Source organism: Bradyrhizobium sp. Kon69, from assembly GCF_055807515.1.
Window position 1 is genome coordinate 35,240 of the sequence record NZ_JBVVOS010000035.1, and the last position, 20,332, is coordinate 55,571.

General features: G+C 66.0%; 17 protein-coding genes. 6 read left to right on the top strand and 11 right to left on the bottom strand.

Annotated elements, in window-relative coordinates; translation table 11 throughout:
- Positions 1-104 precede the first annotated feature (104 nt).
- Positions 105-1,646, top strand: a complete 1,542-nt coding sequence (gene garD / locus AC0L3U_RS33735; RefSeq protein WP_473295275.1) for a galactarate dehydratase — start codon at positions 105-107, stop codon at positions 1,644-1,646.
- Positions 1,647-1,737: 91 nt separating this feature from the next.
- On the opposite strand, the gene AC0L3U_RS33740 is transcribed toward garD, so the two are convergent.
- From AC0L3U_RS33740 to AC0L3U_RS33750, 3 genes are all read right to left on the bottom strand, one after another.
- Positions 1,738-2,094 carry a hypothetical protein gene (locus AC0L3U_RS33740; RefSeq protein WP_473364624.1) on the bottom strand — a complete coding sequence of 119 codons (357 nt, stop codon included), beginning with the start codon at positions 2,092-2,094 and terminating at the stop codon, positions 1,738-1,740.
- A gap of 374 nt (positions 2,095-2,468) precedes the next feature.
- Positions 2,469-3,071, bottom strand: a complete 603-nt coding sequence (locus tag AC0L3U_RS33745) for a DUF2147 domain-containing protein (protein ID WP_456769116.1) — start codon at positions 3,069-3,071, stop codon at positions 2,469-2,471.
- 116 nt (positions 3,072-3,187) lie between these two features.
- Positions 3,188-4,216: an NAD(P)/FAD-dependent oxidoreductase gene (locus AC0L3U_RS33750; protein WP_085357944.1), complete on the bottom strand. Its 1,029-nt coding sequence runs from the start codon at positions 4,214-4,216 to the stop codon at positions 3,188-3,190.
- Positions 4,217-4,395: 179 nt separating this feature from the next.
- On the opposite strand from AC0L3U_RS33750, the gene AC0L3U_RS33755 reads away from it, so the two are divergent.
- Complete coding sequence (locus AC0L3U_RS33755; protein ID WP_473364625.1) at positions 4,396-4,863, top strand: acyl-CoA thioesterase; 468 nt, start codon at positions 4,396-4,398, stop codon at positions 4,861-4,863.
- Positions 4,864-4,875: 12 nt separating this feature from the next.
- Here AC0L3U_RS33755 and AC0L3U_RS33760 read toward each other — a convergent pair whose 3' ends face one another.
- Both AC0L3U_RS33760 and AC0L3U_RS33765 read right to left on the bottom strand, forming a co-directional pair.
- Complete coding sequence (locus AC0L3U_RS33760; RefSeq protein ID WP_007602043.1) at positions 4,876-5,196, bottom strand: 2Fe-2S iron-sulfur cluster-binding protein; 321 nt, start codon at positions 5,194-5,196, stop codon at positions 4,876-4,878.
- Positions 5,197-5,361: 165 nt separating this feature from the next.
- Positions 5,362-5,736 carry an Hpt domain-containing protein gene (locus AC0L3U_RS33765; RefSeq protein ID WP_027566855.1) on the bottom strand — a complete coding sequence of 125 codons (375 nt, stop codon included), beginning with the start codon at positions 5,734-5,736 and terminating at the stop codon, positions 5,362-5,364.
- Here AC0L3U_RS33765 and AC0L3U_RS33770 point away from each other — a divergent pair.
- Together AC0L3U_RS33770 and AC0L3U_RS33775 are read left to right on the top strand one after the other, a co-directional pair.
- Entirely contained in the window at positions 5,735-5,989 is a 255-nt protein-coding gene (locus AC0L3U_RS33770) for a hypothetical protein (protein ID WP_473364626.1), read from the top strand. The two genes, AC0L3U_RS33765 and AC0L3U_RS33770, sit on opposite strands and share 2 nt — an antisense overlap.
- A 143-nt stretch (positions 5,990-6,132) precedes the next feature.
- A complete protein-coding gene (locus AC0L3U_RS33775; RefSeq protein WP_473364627.1) occupies positions 6,133-11,775 on the top strand; it encodes an apolipoprotein A-IV repeat region-like domain-containing protein in 5,643 nt (1,880 codons plus the stop codon).
- A 237-nt stretch (positions 11,776-12,012) separates the two neighbouring features.
- Here AC0L3U_RS33775 and AC0L3U_RS33780 read toward each other — a convergent pair whose 3' ends face one another.
- The 3 genes from AC0L3U_RS33780 to AC0L3U_RS33790 are packed head-to-tail and all read right to left on the bottom strand — an operon-like array spanning position 12,013 to position 14,817.
- A complete protein-coding gene (locus AC0L3U_RS33780) occupies positions 12,013-12,894 on the bottom strand; it encodes an MlaD family protein (RefSeq protein ID WP_456769111.1) in 882 nt (293 codons plus the stop codon).
- A gap of 16 nt (positions 12,895-12,910) precedes the next feature.
- The gene (locus AC0L3U_RS33785; RefSeq protein ID WP_247400481.1) at positions 12,911-13,681 is read right to left on the bottom strand and encodes an ABC transporter ATP-binding protein; all 771 of its coding nucleotides are present in this window, start codon (positions 13,679-13,681) and stop codon (positions 12,911-12,913) included.
- 2 nt (positions 13,682-13,683) lie between these two features.
- A complete protein-coding gene (locus AC0L3U_RS33790; protein WP_456769110.1) occupies positions 13,684-14,817 on the bottom strand; it encodes an MlaE family ABC transporter permease in 1,134 nt (377 codons plus the stop codon).
- Between the two features lie 143 nt (positions 14,818-14,960).
- Here AC0L3U_RS33790 and dgcA point away from each other — a divergent pair, with 143 nt between their 5' ends.
- Positions 14,961-15,956 carry an N-acetyl-D-Glu racemase DgcA gene (gene dgcA, locus AC0L3U_RS33795; protein WP_473364628.1) on the top strand — a complete coding sequence of 332 codons (996 nt, stop codon included), beginning with the start codon at positions 14,961-14,963 and terminating at the stop codon, positions 15,954-15,956.
- Here dgcA and AC0L3U_RS33800 read toward each other — a convergent pair.
- Positions 15,926-17,122, bottom strand: a complete 1,197-nt coding sequence (locus tag AC0L3U_RS33800) for an MFS transporter (RefSeq protein ID WP_473364629.1) — start codon at positions 17,120-17,122, stop codon at positions 15,926-15,928. The two genes, dgcA and AC0L3U_RS33800, sit on opposite strands and share 31 nt — an antisense overlap.
- A 75-nt stretch (positions 17,123-17,197) precedes the next feature.
- Here AC0L3U_RS33800 and AC0L3U_RS33805 point away from each other — a divergent pair, with 75 nt between their 5' ends.
- Positions 17,198-18,601, top strand: coding sequence for a hypothetical protein (locus AC0L3U_RS33805; protein WP_473364630.1), 1,404 nt, complete (start codon positions 17,198-17,200; stop codon positions 18,599-18,601).
- 50 nt (positions 18,602-18,651) lie between these two features.
- On the opposite strand, the gene AC0L3U_RS33810 is transcribed toward AC0L3U_RS33805, so the two are convergent.
- Together AC0L3U_RS33810 and AC0L3U_RS33815 are read right to left on the bottom strand one after the other, a co-directional pair.
- Positions 18,652-19,593, bottom strand: coding sequence for an IS110 family transposase (locus AC0L3U_RS33810; RefSeq protein WP_473364631.1), 942 nt, complete (start codon positions 19,591-19,593; stop codon positions 18,652-18,654).
- Positions 19,594-19,963: 370 nt separating this feature from the next.
- The gene (locus AC0L3U_RS33815; RefSeq protein ID WP_007612410.1) at positions 19,964-20,323 is read right to left on the bottom strand and encodes a hypothetical protein; all 360 of its coding nucleotides are present in this window, start codon (positions 20,321-20,323) and stop codon (positions 19,964-19,966) included.
- Between the last annotated feature and the right edge of the window lie 9 nt (positions 20,324-20,332).

Below are 20,332 nucleotides of genomic sequence, written 5' to 3' on the forward strand. Positions count from 1 at the left end.
CGTAGGGTGGGTTAGCGCAGCGTAACCCACCTCTTGTGGTTCGACGGATGTAGACGGTGGTGGGTTACGCTGCGCTAACCCACCCTACACTTCGGAGTCCTTCCATGGACCAGTCAGTCGCAGCGAAAGAGCAGCCCCGCTACATCAAGCTCAACGAGCGCGACAACGTCGCGATCGTGGTCAATGATTTCGGGCTTCCTGCCGGCTCCCGCTTCGCCAGCGGGCTGACGCTGCGCGCCTTCGTGCCGCAGGGACACAAGACGGCGCTGGTCGACATCCCGCAGGACGCCCCGATCATCCGCTATGGCGAGGTGATCGGCCATGCGCTCGCGCCGATCCTGGCCGGCGAATGGGTGGACGAAGCGCGCATCCGCATGCCGGAGGCCCCTGCCCTCGACAAGCTGGAAATCTCGACCGCCGTTCCCGCGCCGCTGCCGCCGCTGGAAGGTTTCACGTTCGAAGGCTTTCGCAATTCCGACGGCTCCGTTGGAACTAAAAATATCCTCGGCATCTCCTCCTCCGTGCAATGCGTCAAGGGCACGATGGAATATGCCGTGAAGCGCATCCGCGCCGAACTGCTGCCGAAATACCCGAATGTCGACGACGTCGTGCCGCTGACGCATGCCTATGGCTGTGGCGTCGCCATCAACGCGCCTGATGCTGTGATTCCGATCCGCACGCTGCAAAACATCGCGCAGAACCCGAATTTCGGCGGCGAGATCCTGGTCATCAGCCTCGGTTGCGAGAAGCTCGCGCCCGAGCGTCTGGTGCCGGAAGGCGTCAGCAATGCCATCGTGCGCATGCAGGACGAAGCCTTCGACGGTTTTGGCGCCATCGTCGACGCGATCATGACCCAGGCAGAGGCCCGCCTGAAGATCCTCAACAAGCGCACCCGCGAGACCTGCCCGGCCGCCGATCTCGTCATCGGCCTGCAATGCGGTGGCAGCGACGCCTTCTCCGGCGTCACCGCGAATCCTGCCGTCGGCTTCGCCGCAGACCTGCTGGTGCGCGCCGGCGCCACCGTGATGTTCTCGGAAGTCACCGAAGTGCGCGACGCGATCCAGCTGCTCACGCGGCGCGCCATCAACGAGGACGTCGGCCGCGCGCTGGTCCGCGAGATGGCCTGGTACGATTCCTATCTGGCCCGCGGCGGCGCGGACCGCAGCGCCAACACCACGCCGGGCAACAAGAAGGGCGGCTTGGCGAATATCGTCGAGAAGTCACTCGGCTCGATCGTCAAGTCCGGATCAAGCGCCATCACCGGCGTCCTCTCGCCCGGCGAAAAGGCGACGCAGAAGGGCATGCTGTTTGCGGCAACGCCGGCGTCCGACTTCATCTGCGGCACGCTCCAGCTCGCCTCCGGCATGACGCTGCAGGTGTTCACCACCGGCCGCGGTACGCCCTATGGCCTTGCCGCTGCGCCCGTGATCAAGGTCGCCACCCGCAGCGAGCTCGCGCGACGCTGGAAGGACCTGATCGATTTCGATGCCGGCGGCATCGCCACCGGCGAGAAGACCATCGAGGAGACCGGCTGGGACCTGTTCCGCCTGATCCTCGACGTCGCCAGCGGCCGCACGCAACCCTGGTCGGATCGCTGGGGCATCCACAACGATTTGACGCTGTTCAATCCGGCGCCGGTGACCTGAGCGCTGCGCGCGGACACTGCCTCGCCGCCCGGATGCGCTGGTGCGAGAGTCTCGTTTCGGCGCGACGCGTCGCCCGGGATGACGCTTCCGTTTACGTCATGCTGCCCGGCATGAAGCAGCGCACGCGCGGATGGCCGTCGATGTAGTGCTTCCACACCATGGTGCGGCCGATCTTGTTCGGCACGGTGATGACGGCGCCGTCGGGCACGATGACCCATTCGCCCTCGAGATGCACGCGATAGCGGCCCTTGTCGGATTCCCAGTCGACATCGGCGACCACGTAGCCATCGGCATCCGAGCAGCATTGGCCGTATTCGCTGTGCAGGCTCTCGAACCAGGGTTTTAACGGCGAGTTGGCGTAGCGGCCGTCATCACGCGCCATCGTCGGGGCGGTCAGCAGCACCGTCGGGACCAGCAGCATGGCGGCACGCGATATTGCACGTCTCATGTCGTCTCCGCGGATCGAGGTCATCGCCGCGGGGCGATAGTTGCCGTCCGCCTTCCGCGACTTGGCGAAGGCGTCAAGGACGGCGACTCATCCCCCAACAGCTTTGCGGATAGCTATGCAAATCTGGCGCCAGCGCGCATTCCGGGGAACTACTGGCGCGCGTCCAGCACCGTTCGTCTTTCGAGGGGTATGATCGCTACGCGCGCGCCAAGATCTCCGCTGTCTCAGCCGGCCGCATGCGCGATTGCGCACGGGGGGACACCGCGCAACAACGCGGAGAGGCTGCGGCGTACTGGAGTCCCCCGCCTTGGCGGGCAATGACGGCAATGTGTGGAGCTACGGAAGTACGGGCACCATGGCGCGCGACGTAGATCCTACTGCTTCGGCGCCGGCGCCATCATCGCGCCGCCCTTCTTCGCCGCGGGCACGGGCACGGGCTTGGTCGCGGCGGTCGTTGGCGCCGGGAGATATTTCGCGACGATGGCGGGATCGACCTGTGCGATGTTGGCGTCGGGAAGACGCGTCCAGGTCTCGTCCTTGCCGAACAGGGAAATGCCGAGGAAGCCGCGCATCGTCAGCGTCTGCCCATCCGGACTGACCGTCATCTTGGCCTTCCAGATGTTGCCGTCGCGCGGATTGACCACGTTGCCGCCGTCATACTTCAAGCCGTCGCGCTTCATGTCGCGGATGAAGGAGAGCCCGAGCACCGGCGCGTTCTTGCGATCGTCCGTGCATTTCGCGCAGATCTCGTTCGGGTCGTCGCCGGGCCGCGGAAAGGTTTTCGCGATGACGCCTTCGAAGATGCCGTTGTGGTCGATGAAGAGAAACCAGCCCACCGTCTTGCCGTCTTCGACCTTCTGCCACAGGCCCGCGGCGGTCGGCTGCTGCACTTGCGCCACAACGGGGCTCACCGCACCGAGCGCCATCGCGAGCGCGAGGAATGAGAACAGCCGAAAGCTGGAAAAGAGAGTCCGCATTATCATCACCTTGCTGAGCCAATCGCCTTGCTAAGCCGCCTACCGCAATGGCCGCAGACTACGGCGATTTCGCGAACTGTTCCAGCACCAGAAACATGGGGCATCGCCCGCCGCCGTCAGTTGACGCCGAGCTTCTTTTGCAGGCTGGAGGACGAGGTCGTGTACTGGAACACGAGCCGCTTCTCCGGATAGACGTAGCGATGGGCTTTTTGCGACATCAGCGCGCCCTCGTGGAAACCGCACAGGATCAGCTTGATCTTGCCGGGATAGGTGTTGATGTCGCCGATCGCGAAGATGCCTGGCACGTTGGTCTCGAACGCGGATGTCTCGACCGGCACCAGATTGTTCTCCAGCGCGATGCCCCAGTTTGCGACCGGACCGAGCTTCATGGTCAGCCCGAAGAACGGCAGCATGGTGTCGCAGGTGATTTCGTTCACGCTGTTGTCGTTGCCTTTGACGGTGGCGCCGCTCAGCTTGCCCTCGTTGCCCGACAGCGCGGTGACCTGGCCGAGCCGCAGGTCCATCTTGCCGGCCGCGACCAGCGCGCGCATCTGCTCGACGCTGTGGGGGGCGGCGCGAAAGTCGTCGCGACGGTGCAAGAGCGTGATGCGCTTGGCGATCGGATGCAGATTGAGCGTCCAGTCGAGCGCGGAATCGCCGCCGCCCACGATCAACACGTTCTTGTCGCGGAACGTTTCCATCTTGCGCACGGCGTAGTGCACCGAGCTTCCTTCATAGGCTTCGATCCCCGGTACCGGTGGACGCTTGGGCTGAAACGAGCCGCCGCCGGCAGCGATCACCAGCACCTTGCATTCGAACACCTTGCCGGCGTCCGTGGTGCAGCGGAACAGGGGATCGCCGATCTTCTCCACGGTCTCGATCATCTCGCCGAGATGGAAAGTCGGATGGAACGGCTTGATCTGCTCCATCAGCGCGTCGGTGAGGCCCTGTCCGGAAACCTGCGGAATGCCGGGAATGTCGTAGATCGGTTTTTCCGGATAGAGTTCTGCGCACTGACCGCCGACCTTGTCGAGGATGTCGACGAAATGCGTCTTCATGTCGAGAAGGCCCAGCTCGAAAGCGGCGAACAGACCGCAGGGGCCGGCGCCAATAATCAGCACATCGGTTTTGATCGCGTCGCTCATGTCGTCTCTTTGTCGGTCGTTTGGTGGACGGCGCCCTGTGGGCCGAGGTGACCCTGCCTGTCTAGCCAACGGGGATGGATCAGGGAAGGCATAAAAGCGGGAGCGCCCCGCAGCCGCGCCCACTTGCCGGGTCAGGATAACTGGGCTGTAACCAGCAACGATATGACGGAGATCAATCGGTGAACGCACCAAGCCGCCTCGATACGACGCCGCGCCTGGAGGACTATCCTTTTCGCCTCAGCGACAATGTCCGCTTCGGCGATCTCGACCCCAACCAGCACGTCAACAACGCGGTCTACGCCACCTATTTCGAGACCGGCCGTGTCACGCTGATGAAGTTCCCGGAATACGGCCTGACGCCGCCCGGACTTGCCTGGATCATGGTGCGGCTCGACATCCATTTTCGCGCGGAGCTGCACTGGCCGAACACGATCGAGCTCGGCCTCGGCGTCGCGAAGCTGGGACGAACGTCGGTGACCTTCGAGCAGGTGGTGTTTTCGGAAGGGAAGTGCATTGCATCGGCGACATCGGTCGCCGTGATGATCGACGAAGCGTCGCGTCGGCCAACGCCGCTGATCGCGGAAGTGCTCGAGAAGCTCAGGCCCTGGCACAAGCGCGGCATCGAAGTCGCGCCGCCGAGCACATGATAGCTAAGAGAGTTAGGCCTGCCGTTCCGGCGTCGCCACCACCAGGCCATCGAGATCGTCGGAGACCTTGATCTGGCAGGACAGGCGCGAGTTCGGGCGCACGTCGAAGCCGAAATCGAGCATGTCCTCTTCCATCGGCGTCGGGCTGCCGACCTTCTCGCGCCACGCTTCGTCGACATAGACATGGCAGGTGGCGCATGCGCAGGCGCCGCCGCATTCGGCCTCGATGCCGGGAATGCTGTTGCGGATGGCGGCTTCCATCACAGTCGCGCCGTTCTCGACGTCCACCGTACGGGTTTCGCCCTTGTGATCGACAAAGTGAATTTTGGCCATGTGTGCTCGTGCTGCCGCGATCTAGGGAATGAAGGAGGGTCCGGGCTGTCCTATAACGGGTCGGTCAGCCCGGCGCCATAGCGTTTTGATTCAGTCGCGAATACCGTTGCGCGGGAAGAAAACCCGTCAAAACAAAGACTAGAGCACGGGTCCGGTGCTGTCGCCCTAAGGGTTGAGGATCGCCTCGATGGCGACGCGAGCCTCGGTCACCGCCTCTTTCAGCGCGGCGAAGGCGTGAGGCCGGCCCTGGCCGGTCTGGATCGCGGTCTCCAGGCTGGCTGCGGCATCCGCCACCGCAAAGGCGCCGATCCCGCGCGCCGAGCCCTTGAGCTTGTGGGCGAGTGCGCCAGCCTCGGCCGGCAGCGCGGCCATTGCCGCGATCAGGCGCACCGCCTGCTCGGCAAACATCGTCAGCACCTCCTGTTCCAGCTCGGAATCACCGAGCGTCATGCGGGAGAGATGATCGAGGTCGAGCGGGCTATCGATGGGTGCAAGCGGGGGCGAGGGCATCCAGTCCATCCGTTGCAGTTCAGGAGTCATGGCGCAGGCCCCGGCATCGCGCGATGTCCGCCGGTCCGGCGGTCAAGTTCGCTCCACCCAAGCACGGAAATGGTTAACGAAATGTTCCGGCCGTTTGGCGCAAATCTGCCGGTTTATTGACGAAATGTTGCCGCAATCCGGCGAGTCCGGTGGAGAATTGCATTTATTGCTAAGGCCTTACGGCGCGATCCTGTTAACGATGATTAAGAATGTCTTAATCGCGGGCATTTCATTCGCGACGCTCTGCCAATAGGATGTTGGAGAAATTGGCGGACAAGCCGTCCGGGTGGGGATGGCTCGGAGATCCGCGCAAGCGGCATGATCCGGACTGTGGGCTTGCGTAGCGCGCAGGGCTCGCGGGGGGACGCGTACAAGTAACGAGGGCTCGGACTGAACATGGCAAACACTCCGAAAAAGGTCAAAGACCCCACAGAAGATGCGCTTTCTGCAATCCAGGAAGCCCTGAACATCAGCGACACGGCGGCGGACACCAGCCGCAACGCCTCGATGCGCAGCGAAACGCCGCCTCCGGTCGCGCCACCGGCTCCCCCGATGTTCGACGAACCGAGCTTCGACCCGCGTCCTGCCGCGAACGAACGCGCGATGTTCGACCAGGTCGAGGAGCCGCGCTCCTCGCGCCGCGCCGCCAATGACGACCGTGCGACCATCGGCCAGCTCTTGCAGACGTTGCAGACCGGACGCCCGACCCGCAACATCTACACCGGCGCGACGATCTTTACCGTCATCTGGCTGGCGGCCTGCGCCGCGCTGACGGTCGGCTTCCTGCCTTCGATCCAGGCGGCGATGGGCCAGAGCGGCGGCGTGTTGGCCATTGCCGGCCTCGTCACGATGTTCTTCGCGCCGATCATGCTGTTCTTCTTCCTGGCGAGCCTCGTCTGGCGCGGCCAGCAAATGAGCTCGGTCGCGCAGGCTATGGCCCAGGTTGCGATCCGCTTCTCCGAGCCGGAAGGCTCGGCTTCGGATTCGATGGTGACCGTCGGCCAGGCCATCCGCCGCGAGGTTGCGGCGATGGGCGACGGCATCGAGCGCGCCATCGCGCGCGCCGGCGAGCTCGAGACGCTGGTCGCCAACGAGGTCGCGGCGCTCGAACGCGCCTATTCCGACAACGAAGTGCGCATCCGCGCCCTGCTCCAGGACATCGCGCATCAGCGCGACAATCTGGTCGGCCAAGCCGAGCAGGTCCGCAGCGCCATCTCCGGCGTGCAGATCGATTTGCGCCATGACATCGCGCTGATCTCGGACGCGATCGCCTCGCGCGTCGACGAGGTCGCCAAGTCCATCACCGGCGCGCTCGAAGAGCGCGGCGCCCACATCACCGGTGCGCTCAGCAACGCCGGCGACAACATGATCCTCGCGCTCGGCGAGCGCGGCGGCGACCTGCTCGACCGCCTCGAGGAGGCCAGCAACGAGACCACCCGCGCCGTGCTCGACGCCAGCGAGCGGCTGACCACCAGCCTGAATTTCAAGACCGGCCACGTTCACGACGAGTTCGTCGATCTCGCCGACCGCGTCCACGAAATGCTCAACGAGCGCATCGACCGCATCACCGGCGAGTTCGAGCAGCGCTCCGCCGCGATCGTCGACGGCATCTCCGAGCGCACCGAGCAGGTGCACGACAGCCTGAAGAATTCGTCGGACTCGCTGCTGCTCGAGCTCGAGCTGCGCTCCAACGACCTCTCCGCCAAGATCGACGACGCCGGCAACCGCCTCGCCGGCCACATCATGACCTCCGGCGACAAGGCGAGCGAAGCGCTCGACGCCACCGTCAACACGCTGGTCGCCAAGGTCGTCAGCCAGACCGAGACCGCGCACGACTCGCTCTCGCTCCAGATGAGCGCCTTCGACGAGTTGGTGAAGAACCAAGGCACCGAGCTGGTCGAGAAATTCGCCCGCGACTCCGGCACGCTGGGCGCGCTGATCACCCGCCACATTTCCGAGTTCGACCGCACCGTGAAGACCTTCGGCGGCGAGATCGTCGATCGTATGGGCCAGCGCACGCAGGACATCCATGAGTCGCTGAAGACCTATGTCGACAATTTCGACACCCGCTTCACCTCCAACGGCGGCGCGATCACGGCGGTGCTCGACCAGCGCCTGGTGCAGTTCGAGACCACGATCGGCGAACGTGTCAGCAACCTCGATGCCTCGCTGAACGGCAAGATCTCGGGCCTCGACTCGACGATCGACGGTCACATCAAGACCTTCGACGAGCAGCTCGTCGGCCGCGTTGCCGCGCTCGAACAGTCGTTCGATACCCGTGCGAAGTCGGTCACCGAGACCATCGACGGACGGCTCAACACGCTCGCCTCGTCGCTGACCGACGGTGCCGCGCAGGCGATCCAGTCGATCGACTCCCGCCTCACCCACCTCACTTCGTCGCTGACCGATGGCGCATCGCAGACCATCCAGTCGATCGACACGCGCCTCACGCATCTGACGACGACCCTCACCGGCGGCGCGTCGCAGGCGCTCGAATCCATCGACACGCGCCTCACCTACCTGACCACCGCGGTGACGAACGGCGCCTCGCAGGCCGTGCAGTCGATCGATACCCGCCTCACCCTCCTGACCTCGACGCTCACGGACGGCACCGCGCAGGCGATCGAGGCGGTCGACCGCCGCATCACCGGTGTCACCGAGATCATCGACGGCCGCAGCATGCACCTGACCGACACGGTCACGGCGCGGTTCCAGGACATCCAGCAGGCCATCGAGACCAAGGTCGGCTCGGTCGCCAGCGACATCGACGTGCGCGTGGCGCAGTTCGAGGACCTGCTCGGCTCGCGCGTCGAGGCCGTCGCCGGCCGCATCGAGAGCAGCGGACGCCAGGCCAGCGAGGACATGATGTCCCGCGCCGAGATGATCTCGACCGCGATCCGCTCGCATGTCGAGGACGCCGAGCGCTCGCTCACCAATCTCGTGGTCAACACCAGCGAGACCATCCAGACCGGCGCGCGCACCGCGCAGCAGTCGCTGATGACGGTCTCCTCCGACGTCAACGCCCAGCTCAAGATGACCTCCGCCGAGGTCGAGCGCGCGCTGACCGCGGTCGGCACCGGTGCCGCGAACTCGATCCTGACCAGCGCCCGCGAAGCGCAGTCGACGCTGGTCGCAGCGTCCGGCGATGCCTCCAATCAGATCAAGGGGCTCGCGGCCGACGTCGAACGCACGCTGTCGTCGGCAGGCTCGGCGACCGCCGCCTCGATCCTGGCCGGTGCCCGCGAGGTGCAGACCACGCTCGTCACGGCGTCCTCGGACGCGGCCAACCACGTCAAGACCCTCACCGCCGACGTGCAGCGCTCGCTGTCGATGGCCGGCACCACCACGGCGGAATCGATCACCGCCGGCGCCCGCGATGCGCAGAGCACGCTGATCGCGGCCTCGAGCGAGACCGCCAACCAGATCAAGGCGCTGTCCTCGGACGTGCAGCGCTCGCTCTCGATGGCGGGAACCGCGACGGCGGAGACCATCATGACCGGCGCCCGCGAAGCCCAGAGCACGCTCGTCAACGCGTCCTCGGATGCGGCGAGCCAGGTCAAGTCCCTCGCCGCCGAAGTGCATCGCTCGCTCTCGCAGGTCGGCCAGTCGACCGCCGAGACGATCACGACCAGCGCCCGCGATGCCCAGAGCACCCTGCTGGCGGTCTCCGCCGAACAGACCGGCCAGGTCCGTTCGCTGGCGGCCGAGATGCAGCGCGCGCTGGCGACCGCCGGCGGCGCCACCATCGAGGCGCTCACCAGCGGCGTACGCGAAGCCCAGGGCACGCTGATCTCCGCCTCGACGGACGCAGCAGGCCAGATCAAGTCGCTGACCATCGACATCGAGCGCACGCTGACCTCGGTCGGCGCCGACACCGCCTCGACCATCCTCAACAGCGCGCGTGAGGCCCAGACCTCGCTGACCTCGACCTCGGCGGATGCCGCAAGCCAGATCCGCACGATCTCGAGCGAGATCGAGCGTACACTGAGCACGGCCACCGCGAACGCGACCAACGACATCCAGACCAGCGCGCTCAACGCCCAGAACGCGTTGATTAATGCCTCCAACGAGGCGAGCTCGCGGGTCAAGTCGAGCTCGGCGGACGTCGAGCGCTCGGTGCTCGCCGCCAGCAGCAGCTTCGGCCAGGCCATGACCGGCAAGACCGACGAGATCGTCACCTACGTGCAGCAGCAGTCGGACCGTCTTGCCAACATGATCGACGCCAAGCGCGGCTCGCTCGTGGACGCGATCGGCTCCAAGACCAGCCAGCTCACGCTCGACATCGACCGCGTCACGTCCGACGCGCTGAAGTCGATCGAGACGCGCGGCCACGCGTTCTCGCAGACCATGATGGGCAACGGCTCCGAGGTGGCGCGCACCATCAACTCGGCGAGCGAGATGGCGACCGGTGCCGTCAACAAGTCGCTCAAGGACCTCGAGCAGGCCTCCCGCGCGGCGATCGACCAGTCGCGCCAGGTCTCGATCGCAGCCGTCACCGAGATGCAGGAGACCAGCAAGATCCTGCGCACCGACACGGTCGCCCTGTTCGAGCGCCTGCGCGAAGGCAACATCCTGCTCCAGGAGGTGCTGACCGGTGCGCACGACAACCTCAACTCGCTCGAGCGGGCGCTGGTGACGCGCGTCGCCGACTTCGTCTCGGCGATGAACGACGTCACCTCGCGCAACGGCGCTGCGACGCAGAACCTGGAAGACCAGCTCAACGTCTTCAACAGCAAGACCACGCGGGCGCTCCAGGATCTCGGCGAGCTGTCGACCCAGTTCGACGCGCACGGCAAGGCACTGGTCGAGGCCGCGCAGGTCGTCGAGCAGAGCAACAAGAACACCACCGCCTCGCTCGCCGAACGCAAGGAGGCGCTGGAATCGCTCGTCACCACGATCGACCTGCGCACCGCCGATCTCGACCAGCGCCTGTCGCGCTTCACCGGCCTGCTCGATGAATCGCTGGCGGCCGCCGAAGAGCGTGCCCGCGACATCGCCCGCGTCGTCGCCGAGACCGCCGGCGCAGGTTCCGCCGCGATCACCCGCCAGTTCGAGGCGGTGCGGTCGGCCTCCGAAGAGGAGCACCGGCAGACCGTCGAGGCCATGCACGACATCTACCGCCAGACCACCGACGAGGCGGATGCAATGTTCAAGCAGTCGACCGAGAAGTTCACCAACCTCGTCTCCAGCATGAAGCAGATGGCGTTCGAGATGCACAACGAGCTCGAAGCCACCCGCAACGAGCTGCGCCGCGGCGTGCTCGAGATGCCTCAGGAGGCCGCCGAGAGCACTGCGCAGATGCGCAAGGTGATCGTCGACCAGATCGAGGCGCTCGCCGAGCTGAACCGCATCGTGGCCCAGCACGGCCGTGGTCTCGACGTCTCCACGACGGGCCGCGCCAGCGTGCAGCGCCAGGAAGAGCCGATGCTCGCGGCCGTCGGCGCGCGCAGCACCGAGACGCGCATGCGCGAGAGCGCCAGCGCCTCGACGCTGCCGCCGCCGGACCTCGGCATGCCGGCCTCCTCGCGCCGCACCGAAGCGCCGCCGGTCGCCCCCGCGGGCAACGACCAGGGCCGTGACGGCTGGCTGTCGGACCTGTTGAGCCGCACGGACGCCAACCAGGGTGCGCCCACCGGACGTGAGCCCCAGCGCGGCCGCCAGGCTGCACCGGCGCCGCAGCCGCAGGCTCCGCAAGGTGGCGGCAATCCGCTGGAATCCTTGTCGCTCGACATCGGCCGGCTGATGGACCGCAACCTCGCGTCCGAGATGTGGGACCGCTACCAGCGCGGCGAGAACAAGGCCTTCACCAAGCGCCTCTACACGCCCGCCGGCCAGAAGGCCTTCGACGAGGTCGCCCGCAAGTATCGCTCCGACCGCAACTTCAAGGCCACGGTCGACCGCTACGTCGCCGAGTTCGAACGCCTGCTCGACGAAGTCGCCCGCGACGGCCGCGGCCCGCAGGAGCTGCGCAACCACCTGACCTCGGAGACGGGCCTGGTGTACACGCTGCTTGCGCACGCAGCGGGCCGGCTGGGGTAGGCGGTCAGTCGCCAAGACGCATGACGAAAGAAAACGGAGGCCTCACGGCCTCCGTTTTGTTTTGGCGTCATAGGAACGAAGCGTTCGACCAAGCACTCGGCGTCTCCTGGCGAAAGCCAGGACCCATACCGCGAGGTCTGTCGATTGCCGCCGGTGGAAGTACCGAACGACTGCTCTTCGCCAAACTCCTCCCTGGGGTAATGGGTCCTGGCGTTCGCCAGGACGACATCTGGGACGCTACTGCCGCCGGCGCTCCGGCACGGCAGGCTTCGGCGGCTCGGGCGGTGGTGGCGGCGCGGCCGGCGGCGCGTTGTTGCTGGCGCCGAACAGGACGCGGGTCGGGTTGCGGTCGAAATTGTTGACGGCGCGGCTGATGTCGCCGAGCGTGCGGCGGCCGTCGGTCATCAATGCGCCGGAGCGCTTGTCGAAATCGTCGGCCAGTTCACGGATCGACTTCACCGCCAGAAACAGCTCGCCGCCGTCCTTGCCGCCGGCGAGCGTGTTGAGGCCGAGCATGAGGCTGTCCGCCTTGAGCATCACGCCGTCGACCTTGGCCATCACGCCGTCGATTTTCTCGGAGTTGCGCGCGAGCGAGTTGGTGAAGGTCTCGAGATTCTTCAGCGAGTTCTTCACCGATTCCTGATTGTCGGCGACGATCTTGTTGATGTTCTGGAGCGTGCCGCGGATCGCCTCGGTGACATCCTGGAGCTTGTTGGGATCGGCCGTCAGCGTCGGGATGCCGTCCTCGTCGAGCGGCGGCGACGGCGCGGCCTCCTCGCCGCCCTTGAGCGAGATCGCGGCGACGCCGGTCAGGCCCTGGAATTCGAGGCCGACCAGGGTGTCCTTGCGGATCGGGGCGTTGTTCTCGACCATGGCGAGTGCGACAACCCGCCGCGGATTGTCGAGCTTCACCGAGACCACCTCGCCCACCCGGATACCGTTGAAATTGACGCTGCCGCCGTTGCGCAGGCCCGCGGCCGGGCCTTCGAACACCACGCGCAGGGGGCTGCGTTGCTTGGTGGTATGCAACGACTGAAACCACAGCACGAAGCCGATCGCGGCGGCGATCACCGCCAGCGTGAACGACCCGATCAGCACGTAATTTGCGCGCGTTTCCATCAGCTACTCCGGCACCTCAGCCCATCACCGCGCGAGCGCGCTTGCCATGGAAATATTGCCTCAGCCAGGGATGCTGCGAGGCCTGCATGTCGGCGATCGACCCTGCCGCAATGATCTTACCGTTGCCTAAAACGGCGATGCGGTCACATGCTGTGTAAAGGCTATCGAGGTCGTGGGTTACCATGAAAACGGTCAGCCCCAAAGTCCGCTGCAGCGTCCTGACCAGCTCGTCGAAGTCGCCGGCGCCGATCGGGTCCAGGCCCGAGGTCGGTTCGTCCAGGAAGACGAGATCCGGGTCGAGCGACAGCGCGCGCGCCAGCGCCACGCGCTTGATCATGCCGCCCGACAGTTCCGAGGGAAAGCGATCGGCGACTTCGGGCTTGAGACCCACCATGGTGAGCTTGGCGATGGTGATCTCGTCCATCAGCCGCTGCGATACCCGCAGATATTCGCGCATCGGAAACTGGATGTTCTGCCGCACCGTGAGTGAGGAGAACAGCGCCCCCTGCTGAAACAGCACGCCCCAGCGCCGCTCCACATTGCGACGCTGCGACGTATTGGAGGCATCGAGATCGACGCCGAACACCTCGATGCTGCCTGCGACCTTCGGCACGAGGCCGATGATGGTGCGTGTCAGCACGGACTTGCCCGCGCCGGACGGGCCGACGAAGCCAAGAATCTCGCCGCGCTTGACGTCGAGGTCGAGCCCGTCGAGCACGCGCGTCGCGCCGAACTGCACGGTGATGTCGCGGACGCGGATGATGGGGTTCTGGATCTCGGGAGCCATCGTCACATCCCGATCGAGGCGAAGAAGATGGCGAACACGCCGTCCATGACGATGACGAAGAAGATGCCCTTCACCACCGACGCCGTCGTGTGCTGGCCGAGCGATTCCGCACTGCCCTGCACCGCGAGGCCCTCGACGCAGGCGACGATGCCGATCACCGCGGCCATCACCGGCGCCTTGACGATGCCGACGATGAAATGGTCGATCGAGATGGCGTCGCGCAGGCGCAGCAGGAAGGCTTCGGGATCGACGCCGCCATAGAGCCAGGCGACGAGACCGCCGCCATAGAGCGCGGCCATCGCGCCGAGGAAGGCCAGGATCGGCAGCGCCAGCACCAGCGCCAGCATGCGCGGCAGCACCAGCACCTCGATCGGATCGAAGCCCATGGTGCGCAGCGCGTCGATCTCTTCGCGCATCTTCATCGAGCCGAGCTCGGCCGTGTAGGCGCTGCCCGAGCGGCCGGCGACCATGATCGCGACCAGCAACACGCCGATCTCGCGCAACACCAGAACGCCGAGCATGTCGACGACGAAGATATCGGCGCCGAACCTGCGGAAATGGAAGATGCCCTGCTGGGCGATGATGCAGCCGATCAGAAAGGTGATCAGCACGACGATCGGCACCGCGCGCCAGCAGACCTGCTCGAGATGATGCACGGTCGAGGTCAGGCGGAACGAGCGCGGGTGAATCAGGGTGCGCGCGCCCGCTGCGAGCACCGCGCCGAGCATGTCGATCAGGCCTGCCACGGTGCCGGCAACCCCGGCCACGGTCCGGCCGATCTGCTCCAGCATGCCGGTGATGGTGATCGTGCTGGTGTCGATGACGGGCGTCGCCCTGACCCGCCGCACCTCGTCCACGAGGCTCGAATAATTGGCGGACAGCCCCGCGATCTGCGCCTCGACGGCGCCCTGCGTCAGGCTGCGGCGCAGCCGCTCGATCAGCCAGGCGCCGAAGGTGTCGAGCTTGGAGACCTCGGACACGTCGATGAAGATGCTTTGCGGGCCGCCGGCGAGCTTCTCGGCGTCAGCCACCATCCGCTCCAGGACCGGCGCGAAGCTCGCGGTCCAGGTTCCGGTGGCGCAGAGTGCCAGCGCATTGCCCTTTGCAATCCGTTCCAGCTTCGGATCGCCGTTCAAGATGTCCGCTCCCGTGCCGGGGCGCGAGAAACGGTTGAAATCAGATGGTTGCGCACGCGCCCTTACCCGGAGAAGGTATCCCCAACTGGTTAACCTTAGTTGCTAGAGGTAACCAGCAGGTTCAGATTTCGCCAGAGTTCAAAATGACTTCCAGCAAAGTTCCGGTTCTCGGCGCGCGAATCGAGCGCTTTCCCATCGCGGGCAGTTTCACCATCAGCCGGGGCGCCAAGACCGAGGCCGTGACGGTCGTGGCCGAGGTCAGCCGGGACGGCCTGACCGGCCGTGGCGAATGCGTGCCCTATTCCCGCTATGGCGAGACGCCCGAGGCGACCCTTGCCGCCATCCAGGCCATGCGGGAGGCCGTGGCCCGCGGCCTCACCCGTCAGGCCCTGCAAGCCGCCATGCCGCCCGGGGCGGCCCGCAACGCGCTGGATTGCGCCCTGATCGATCTGGAAGCCAAGACGGCGGGCCTGCGGGCCTGGAGCCTGCTCGACCGCCCCGCGCCGGGCGAGCGCACCACGGCCTACACGATCTCGCTGGGCACGCCCGAGGCCATGGCGGCGGCGACCGCCAAAGCGGCGCACCGGCCGCTGCTCAAGATCAAGCTCGGCGGCGACGGCGATCCGGAGCGGATCACGGCGGTGCGCGAGGCGGCGCCCGAATCCGAGTTGATCGTGGATGCCAACGAGGCCTGGACCGAGGCCAATCTGGAGCACAATCTTGCCGCCTGCGAGGCCGTCGGCGTCACCCTCGTCGAGCAGCCGCTGCCGGCCGGCAAAGACGACGCGCTGGCCCGGATCAAGCGGCCACTGGTGGTCTGCGCCGACGAAAGCGTGCACGACCGCTCTTCGCTGGTGTCGCTCCGCGAGCGCTACGACGCCGTGAACATCAAGCTCGACAAGACCGGCGGCCTCACCGAGGCGCTGGCGATGGCCGATGCCGCTCAGGCGCTCGGCTTCGAGATCATGATCGGCTGCATGGTCGCAACCTCGCTGTCGATGGCGCCGGCGATGCTGGTGACGCCGCAGGCGCGCTTCGTCGATCTCGACGGCCCGCTGCTGCTGGCGCGCGACCGCGATCATGGCCTTCGTTACGACGACAGCCTGGTCTACCCGCCGGACTCGTCGCTGTGGGGGTGAGCTTTCAGCCGGTGCCGCGCCGACCAGATCACAAGCGCGCCGGTAGCGGCCATTGCCGCCATGACGTAATATAGGCCGTCGCCGATGCGGGCGTAGATCGCGCCTGACGCGATCGAGGTGGTCGCACCCAGCAGCCCGTTGCACGCGGCGTAGTAGCCCTGCCCCCGCGCGATCTGATGCGACGGCACGCGCTGCACCAGCAGACTCATGGTGCCGAGGATGGTCATCCCGAAAGTGAGGCCGTGGCCGAGTTGCACGACCGCCAGTAGCGCGAGCGGCGGATCGTATGCGGTGACGATCCAGCGCACGACCGCGCTCGCGCCCCCGATCGCCATGAGCGAGGCCGGATGCAGCGAGAAGCGCGGCGACAGCGCGAACACGACGATCTCGGCGATCACGCCCAATGTCCAGAGGCCCGCGATCGTCAGCCCGCCGAGGCCTTGGGCCTGCCAGTTGATGGCCGAGAACGTATAGTACGCGACGTGACTGCCCTGGATCAGCGCGGCCGAAACGATGATGGCCCAGAAGCCCGTGTCGCGCAGCAGCGCCTTGCCGGCATGCGCCACTGTCGTTCTTCGCCTGACATCGTCGAGCGGCTGCAGCAGCATGCCGGCGGCGACCGCAACAACAGCCCAGGCGACGATGATCCAGATCAGATCGCGCGCCGCGATGTGGTCCACGAGATAGCCGCAGGCGAGCGAGCCGGCCGCGAAGGCTGCCGAGCCCCACAGCCGCACCGGCCCGTAATCGAGGCCGTAGCGGGCGACGCCGCGCAGCGCATAGGCGTCGGTCAGCGGCATGGTCGGCGTCCACATCATGCAGGTCAGCGCATAGATCAGGAACAGCGCCAGCGGCTGCTGCTGCAAGGCGACCGCCGTGAACCCGATCGCCGTTGCCAGCACGGACACCATCATGCCGGCGCGAATCGCATGTTGCTTTTCGGCAAAGGCGGTGATCTGCGGCAGCGTGGTGAAGCGCGTGATCGCCGGCAGCGCGTTGATGAGGCCGATCCAGGCCGCGTCGATGCCGATCGCCTTCAGCCAGACCGGAAAGAACGGCAGATGCGTTCCCGACACCGCGAACACGGCCGAATAGAACAGCGCTAGGCTCACGGCGAATCGCCGCTTCCGAGCTGCTGCGATGGGGATTTGTGATTCGGGCGCCATCAAACCAATTGCGATTCGGTCGATATCGTGATGATCGTTACTGTAACGCGCGGTGATTTGCGCGACGAGATTGACATGGCCAACGAAGCATTCGCCCTCTCGCCTATGTCTGCCCGCGCGGCCGAGCCGAACGAGCAGGATTACGACGCGATCCGCGAAGCCTTCATGGAGACCGCGCGCGGCCGCTGGTTCCTCGGCGAATACGCCAAGCGCAACCGCAATGCGGATACCCGCATGGTGCTCGACGCGGTCGCGAAAATCGAAGAAACCCTTGCGGCACAGCGCCAACCCGTCGTCGAGGACCGCCTGCCCGAGGCGCTGGTCGCGATCCGGCATGCGATCCGCGAAGCCGAGACGATTGCGATCGCGGCGTTCGATCCCGGGGCGATCGAGGCGAGCCTCGCGCCGATTCCGCGCGGGCTGCGCATCATCAAGGAGATCTCCTGGCGCTGGCGCGAGATCGGCGCCGACGGGCGAATCTGCGACCTGATTGATTCGCAGCTCGCCTCCATCGAGGCGGCCTGCGCGCAGGTTTCGACCATCGACCCCCGCGCCGACCTCAAGGCCGCATTCGATCTGCTCAAGGACCGAATCGACCAGACGGACGCTGACGCAACGCCGCAGGGCGCGCGCCCGTCGCCGGCTCCGGTGCAGGAGGCACCGTCGCCCGTTGCGGAAGCTCCGCTGGCGGAGGCCGCACCTGCTGCGATGGCCAGCGAAGCAGCCGTTGCTTTTACGGAGGCACCGCAGGACATCGCAGAGGCGATCGAGCCCGAAGCTGCCGTGGAAGCGGCCGGAATCGGCGCCGAGGCCTTCTCCGTTGCCGAGCAGGCGACGGACGCGGCGCTCGAGCCGGAGACCGTCGCCGAGGACCGGATCGCGGCTGAAGACGCCGTTTTTGCAGAGCCAGCCGCTGAGCCCGCCGCCTTCGCCGAGGTGACGGACGAATTTTCGCTCGATGCCGCCGCCGAAGCCGAGGACGAAGCCATCCTCGAGGCCATCGCGCTGGAGATGGCCGCGCCAGATCCGGAATTCGACGAGATCATCGAACCGGTCGAGATGGAAGCGACGGTTCCGGAGCCGGTCGTCGCGGAGGCCGCAGCGCCCATCGCAGCCGAGATACCGCAGCCGATCGCACCAGAGCCGCTCAGACCCGAGCCAGTCGCCGCCGCAGCGGTCGTGGAGGAGCCCGTAGAGGAAGCGCCGATCGCGATGGAATCGCTCGCGCGCCTCACCAACGCCATTGCGGAAGCCGCCGCCGAAGTGATGGAGCAGCCGGCGCCGGTGATGGCCGCCACCGCGACATTCGGCGCGGCGCAGGCCACGACGCTGCCGATGCCGTCGCCGGTTCCGGAAGCCTCGCTTGGCGCCACCATCCTCGCCAGCGGCATCCTGCAAAAGCCCCGCGCCGCCGCAAACGATCCCATGGCGCCAATCCGCCGCATGACCCAAGCCGAGAAGATCGCGTTCTTCTCCTAAGGGGGACGCCTACTCGGTCCCGGACAAGCGAAGCGCAGATCCGGCAACTGTTATGTTGGGTTGGTTTGCAGGTACGATTTCCTATCGCGCATCATGGCGTTGAGGACTGTGAGCAGCTTCCTGGCGACGGCAATGAGGGCGAGCTTGGCCGGCTTACCGGCCTGTCTCAGCCGTGAATAGAAGGTCTTGAATGGGTTGGCTCTGCGCACCGCGTTAAGTGCCGCCATATAAAGGGCGTCACGAACGCGCTTTCGGCCGCCGGCGATTTTGCGTTTGCCCCGGAAGGCGCCGCTGTCGACGTTGAAGGGAGCCAGGCCGGCGAGCGCCGCCACCTGCTTCGGTCCGACCTTGCCGAGTTCCGGCATCTGCGCGATGAGCTGCATGCAGGCCACGGGGCCCACGCCGGGCAGCGAGCGCATCAACTGTGCATCATCCGAGATCTCCGGCTCTGCCTTGATCAGTGCGCTGATGTCGGCCTCGATCTCGGCGATCTCGCTATCGAGAACCTCGATGAGGCGGCTGATGCGTCCTGCCATGGCGTGATCCTCGGCTTCGCTGCGTCGGGTCTTCTCCTGGGCCCGCATCAGCACCAATTGATCTCGCCGTTTTGCCAGTTTGGCCAAGGTGTTGCGGGCCGGATCGGCGAGTTGCTCGGTGACCGGCTGCATGGCCCGCGCAAAGGCTGCCAGCATCCGTGCATCGATCGGATCGGTCTTGGCCAGCCGACCGCTGGCGCGTGCAAAGTCGCGGGCACGGGCCGGGTTGATCCGGGCAAAGCGGATGCCGGCCTGACGCAGTACCTCGCGCAGGTCGAGGTCATAGACACCCGTAGCCTCGAAGACGACCAGCACGTCGCATCGCCAACGCGCCACCAGCTGTGTGATGGCCTGTGTCGCGTTGGCGATGCGCTCCGGCACGCCCAGGTCTTCATCGAAGATATCGAGATATCGTTTGGAGACGTCGATTCCGACGCAACGAAGGGGTATGATCATGGTGCCTGTCCCTGTGATGCGAGGTCTGTTGCTGCAGCCTCGTGCAACTGTTCAGGTTGATAGATGGAACGGGCGGGAGACCGCGCCGGCTCACGGCGTCAAGCGCCAAGGACCCAACGGCTTCCCGCCCACCCCAATCATGACAGACTTCCAAGACACAGGGACCCAGGAGCCACGTCCGTCGCAACAGGGGCCCCGGCTCTGCCGCGCATCGTAGAAGAGACGCTACGCTGCGTCCCGGGCACGAGAGCGGGTGAGGAAAACACTCTCTCCTCGACGTCATTGCGAGCGCAGCGAAGCAATCCAGAATTTGTCCGCGGAGGCACTCTGGATTGCTTCGCTACGCTCGCAATGACGGAGGCTCAGTCCCTCACCCGCAATTCCAGACCGCACCGATCGGAGTCCGGGTCCAGCACGGCCCAAAACTGCCGCCGTTGTAACGGCCGCCGCCGAAGCCGGGCCGGCCGAAATAGCGCCACTCACCATCCCAGCCGTAATATTGCGGAACGGGGTCGATGTACCAATGGCGTCGGTCGCTGGGCGACATCCGCCGCATCGCTTCTTTCTGCTTGTAGAGCGGAATGCTGTTGCTCAGCGGCTGGCGATAGCCCGGCAGGAAGCCGTAGCCATGCCAGGCTTGCTTGGGACGCTTTTGAATTGAAGCAGCCGGCGCGACAGCCGGCAGCAGCGATAGGACGATAGCGACAGATAGACACATAAGGCGCGACATGGACCGACC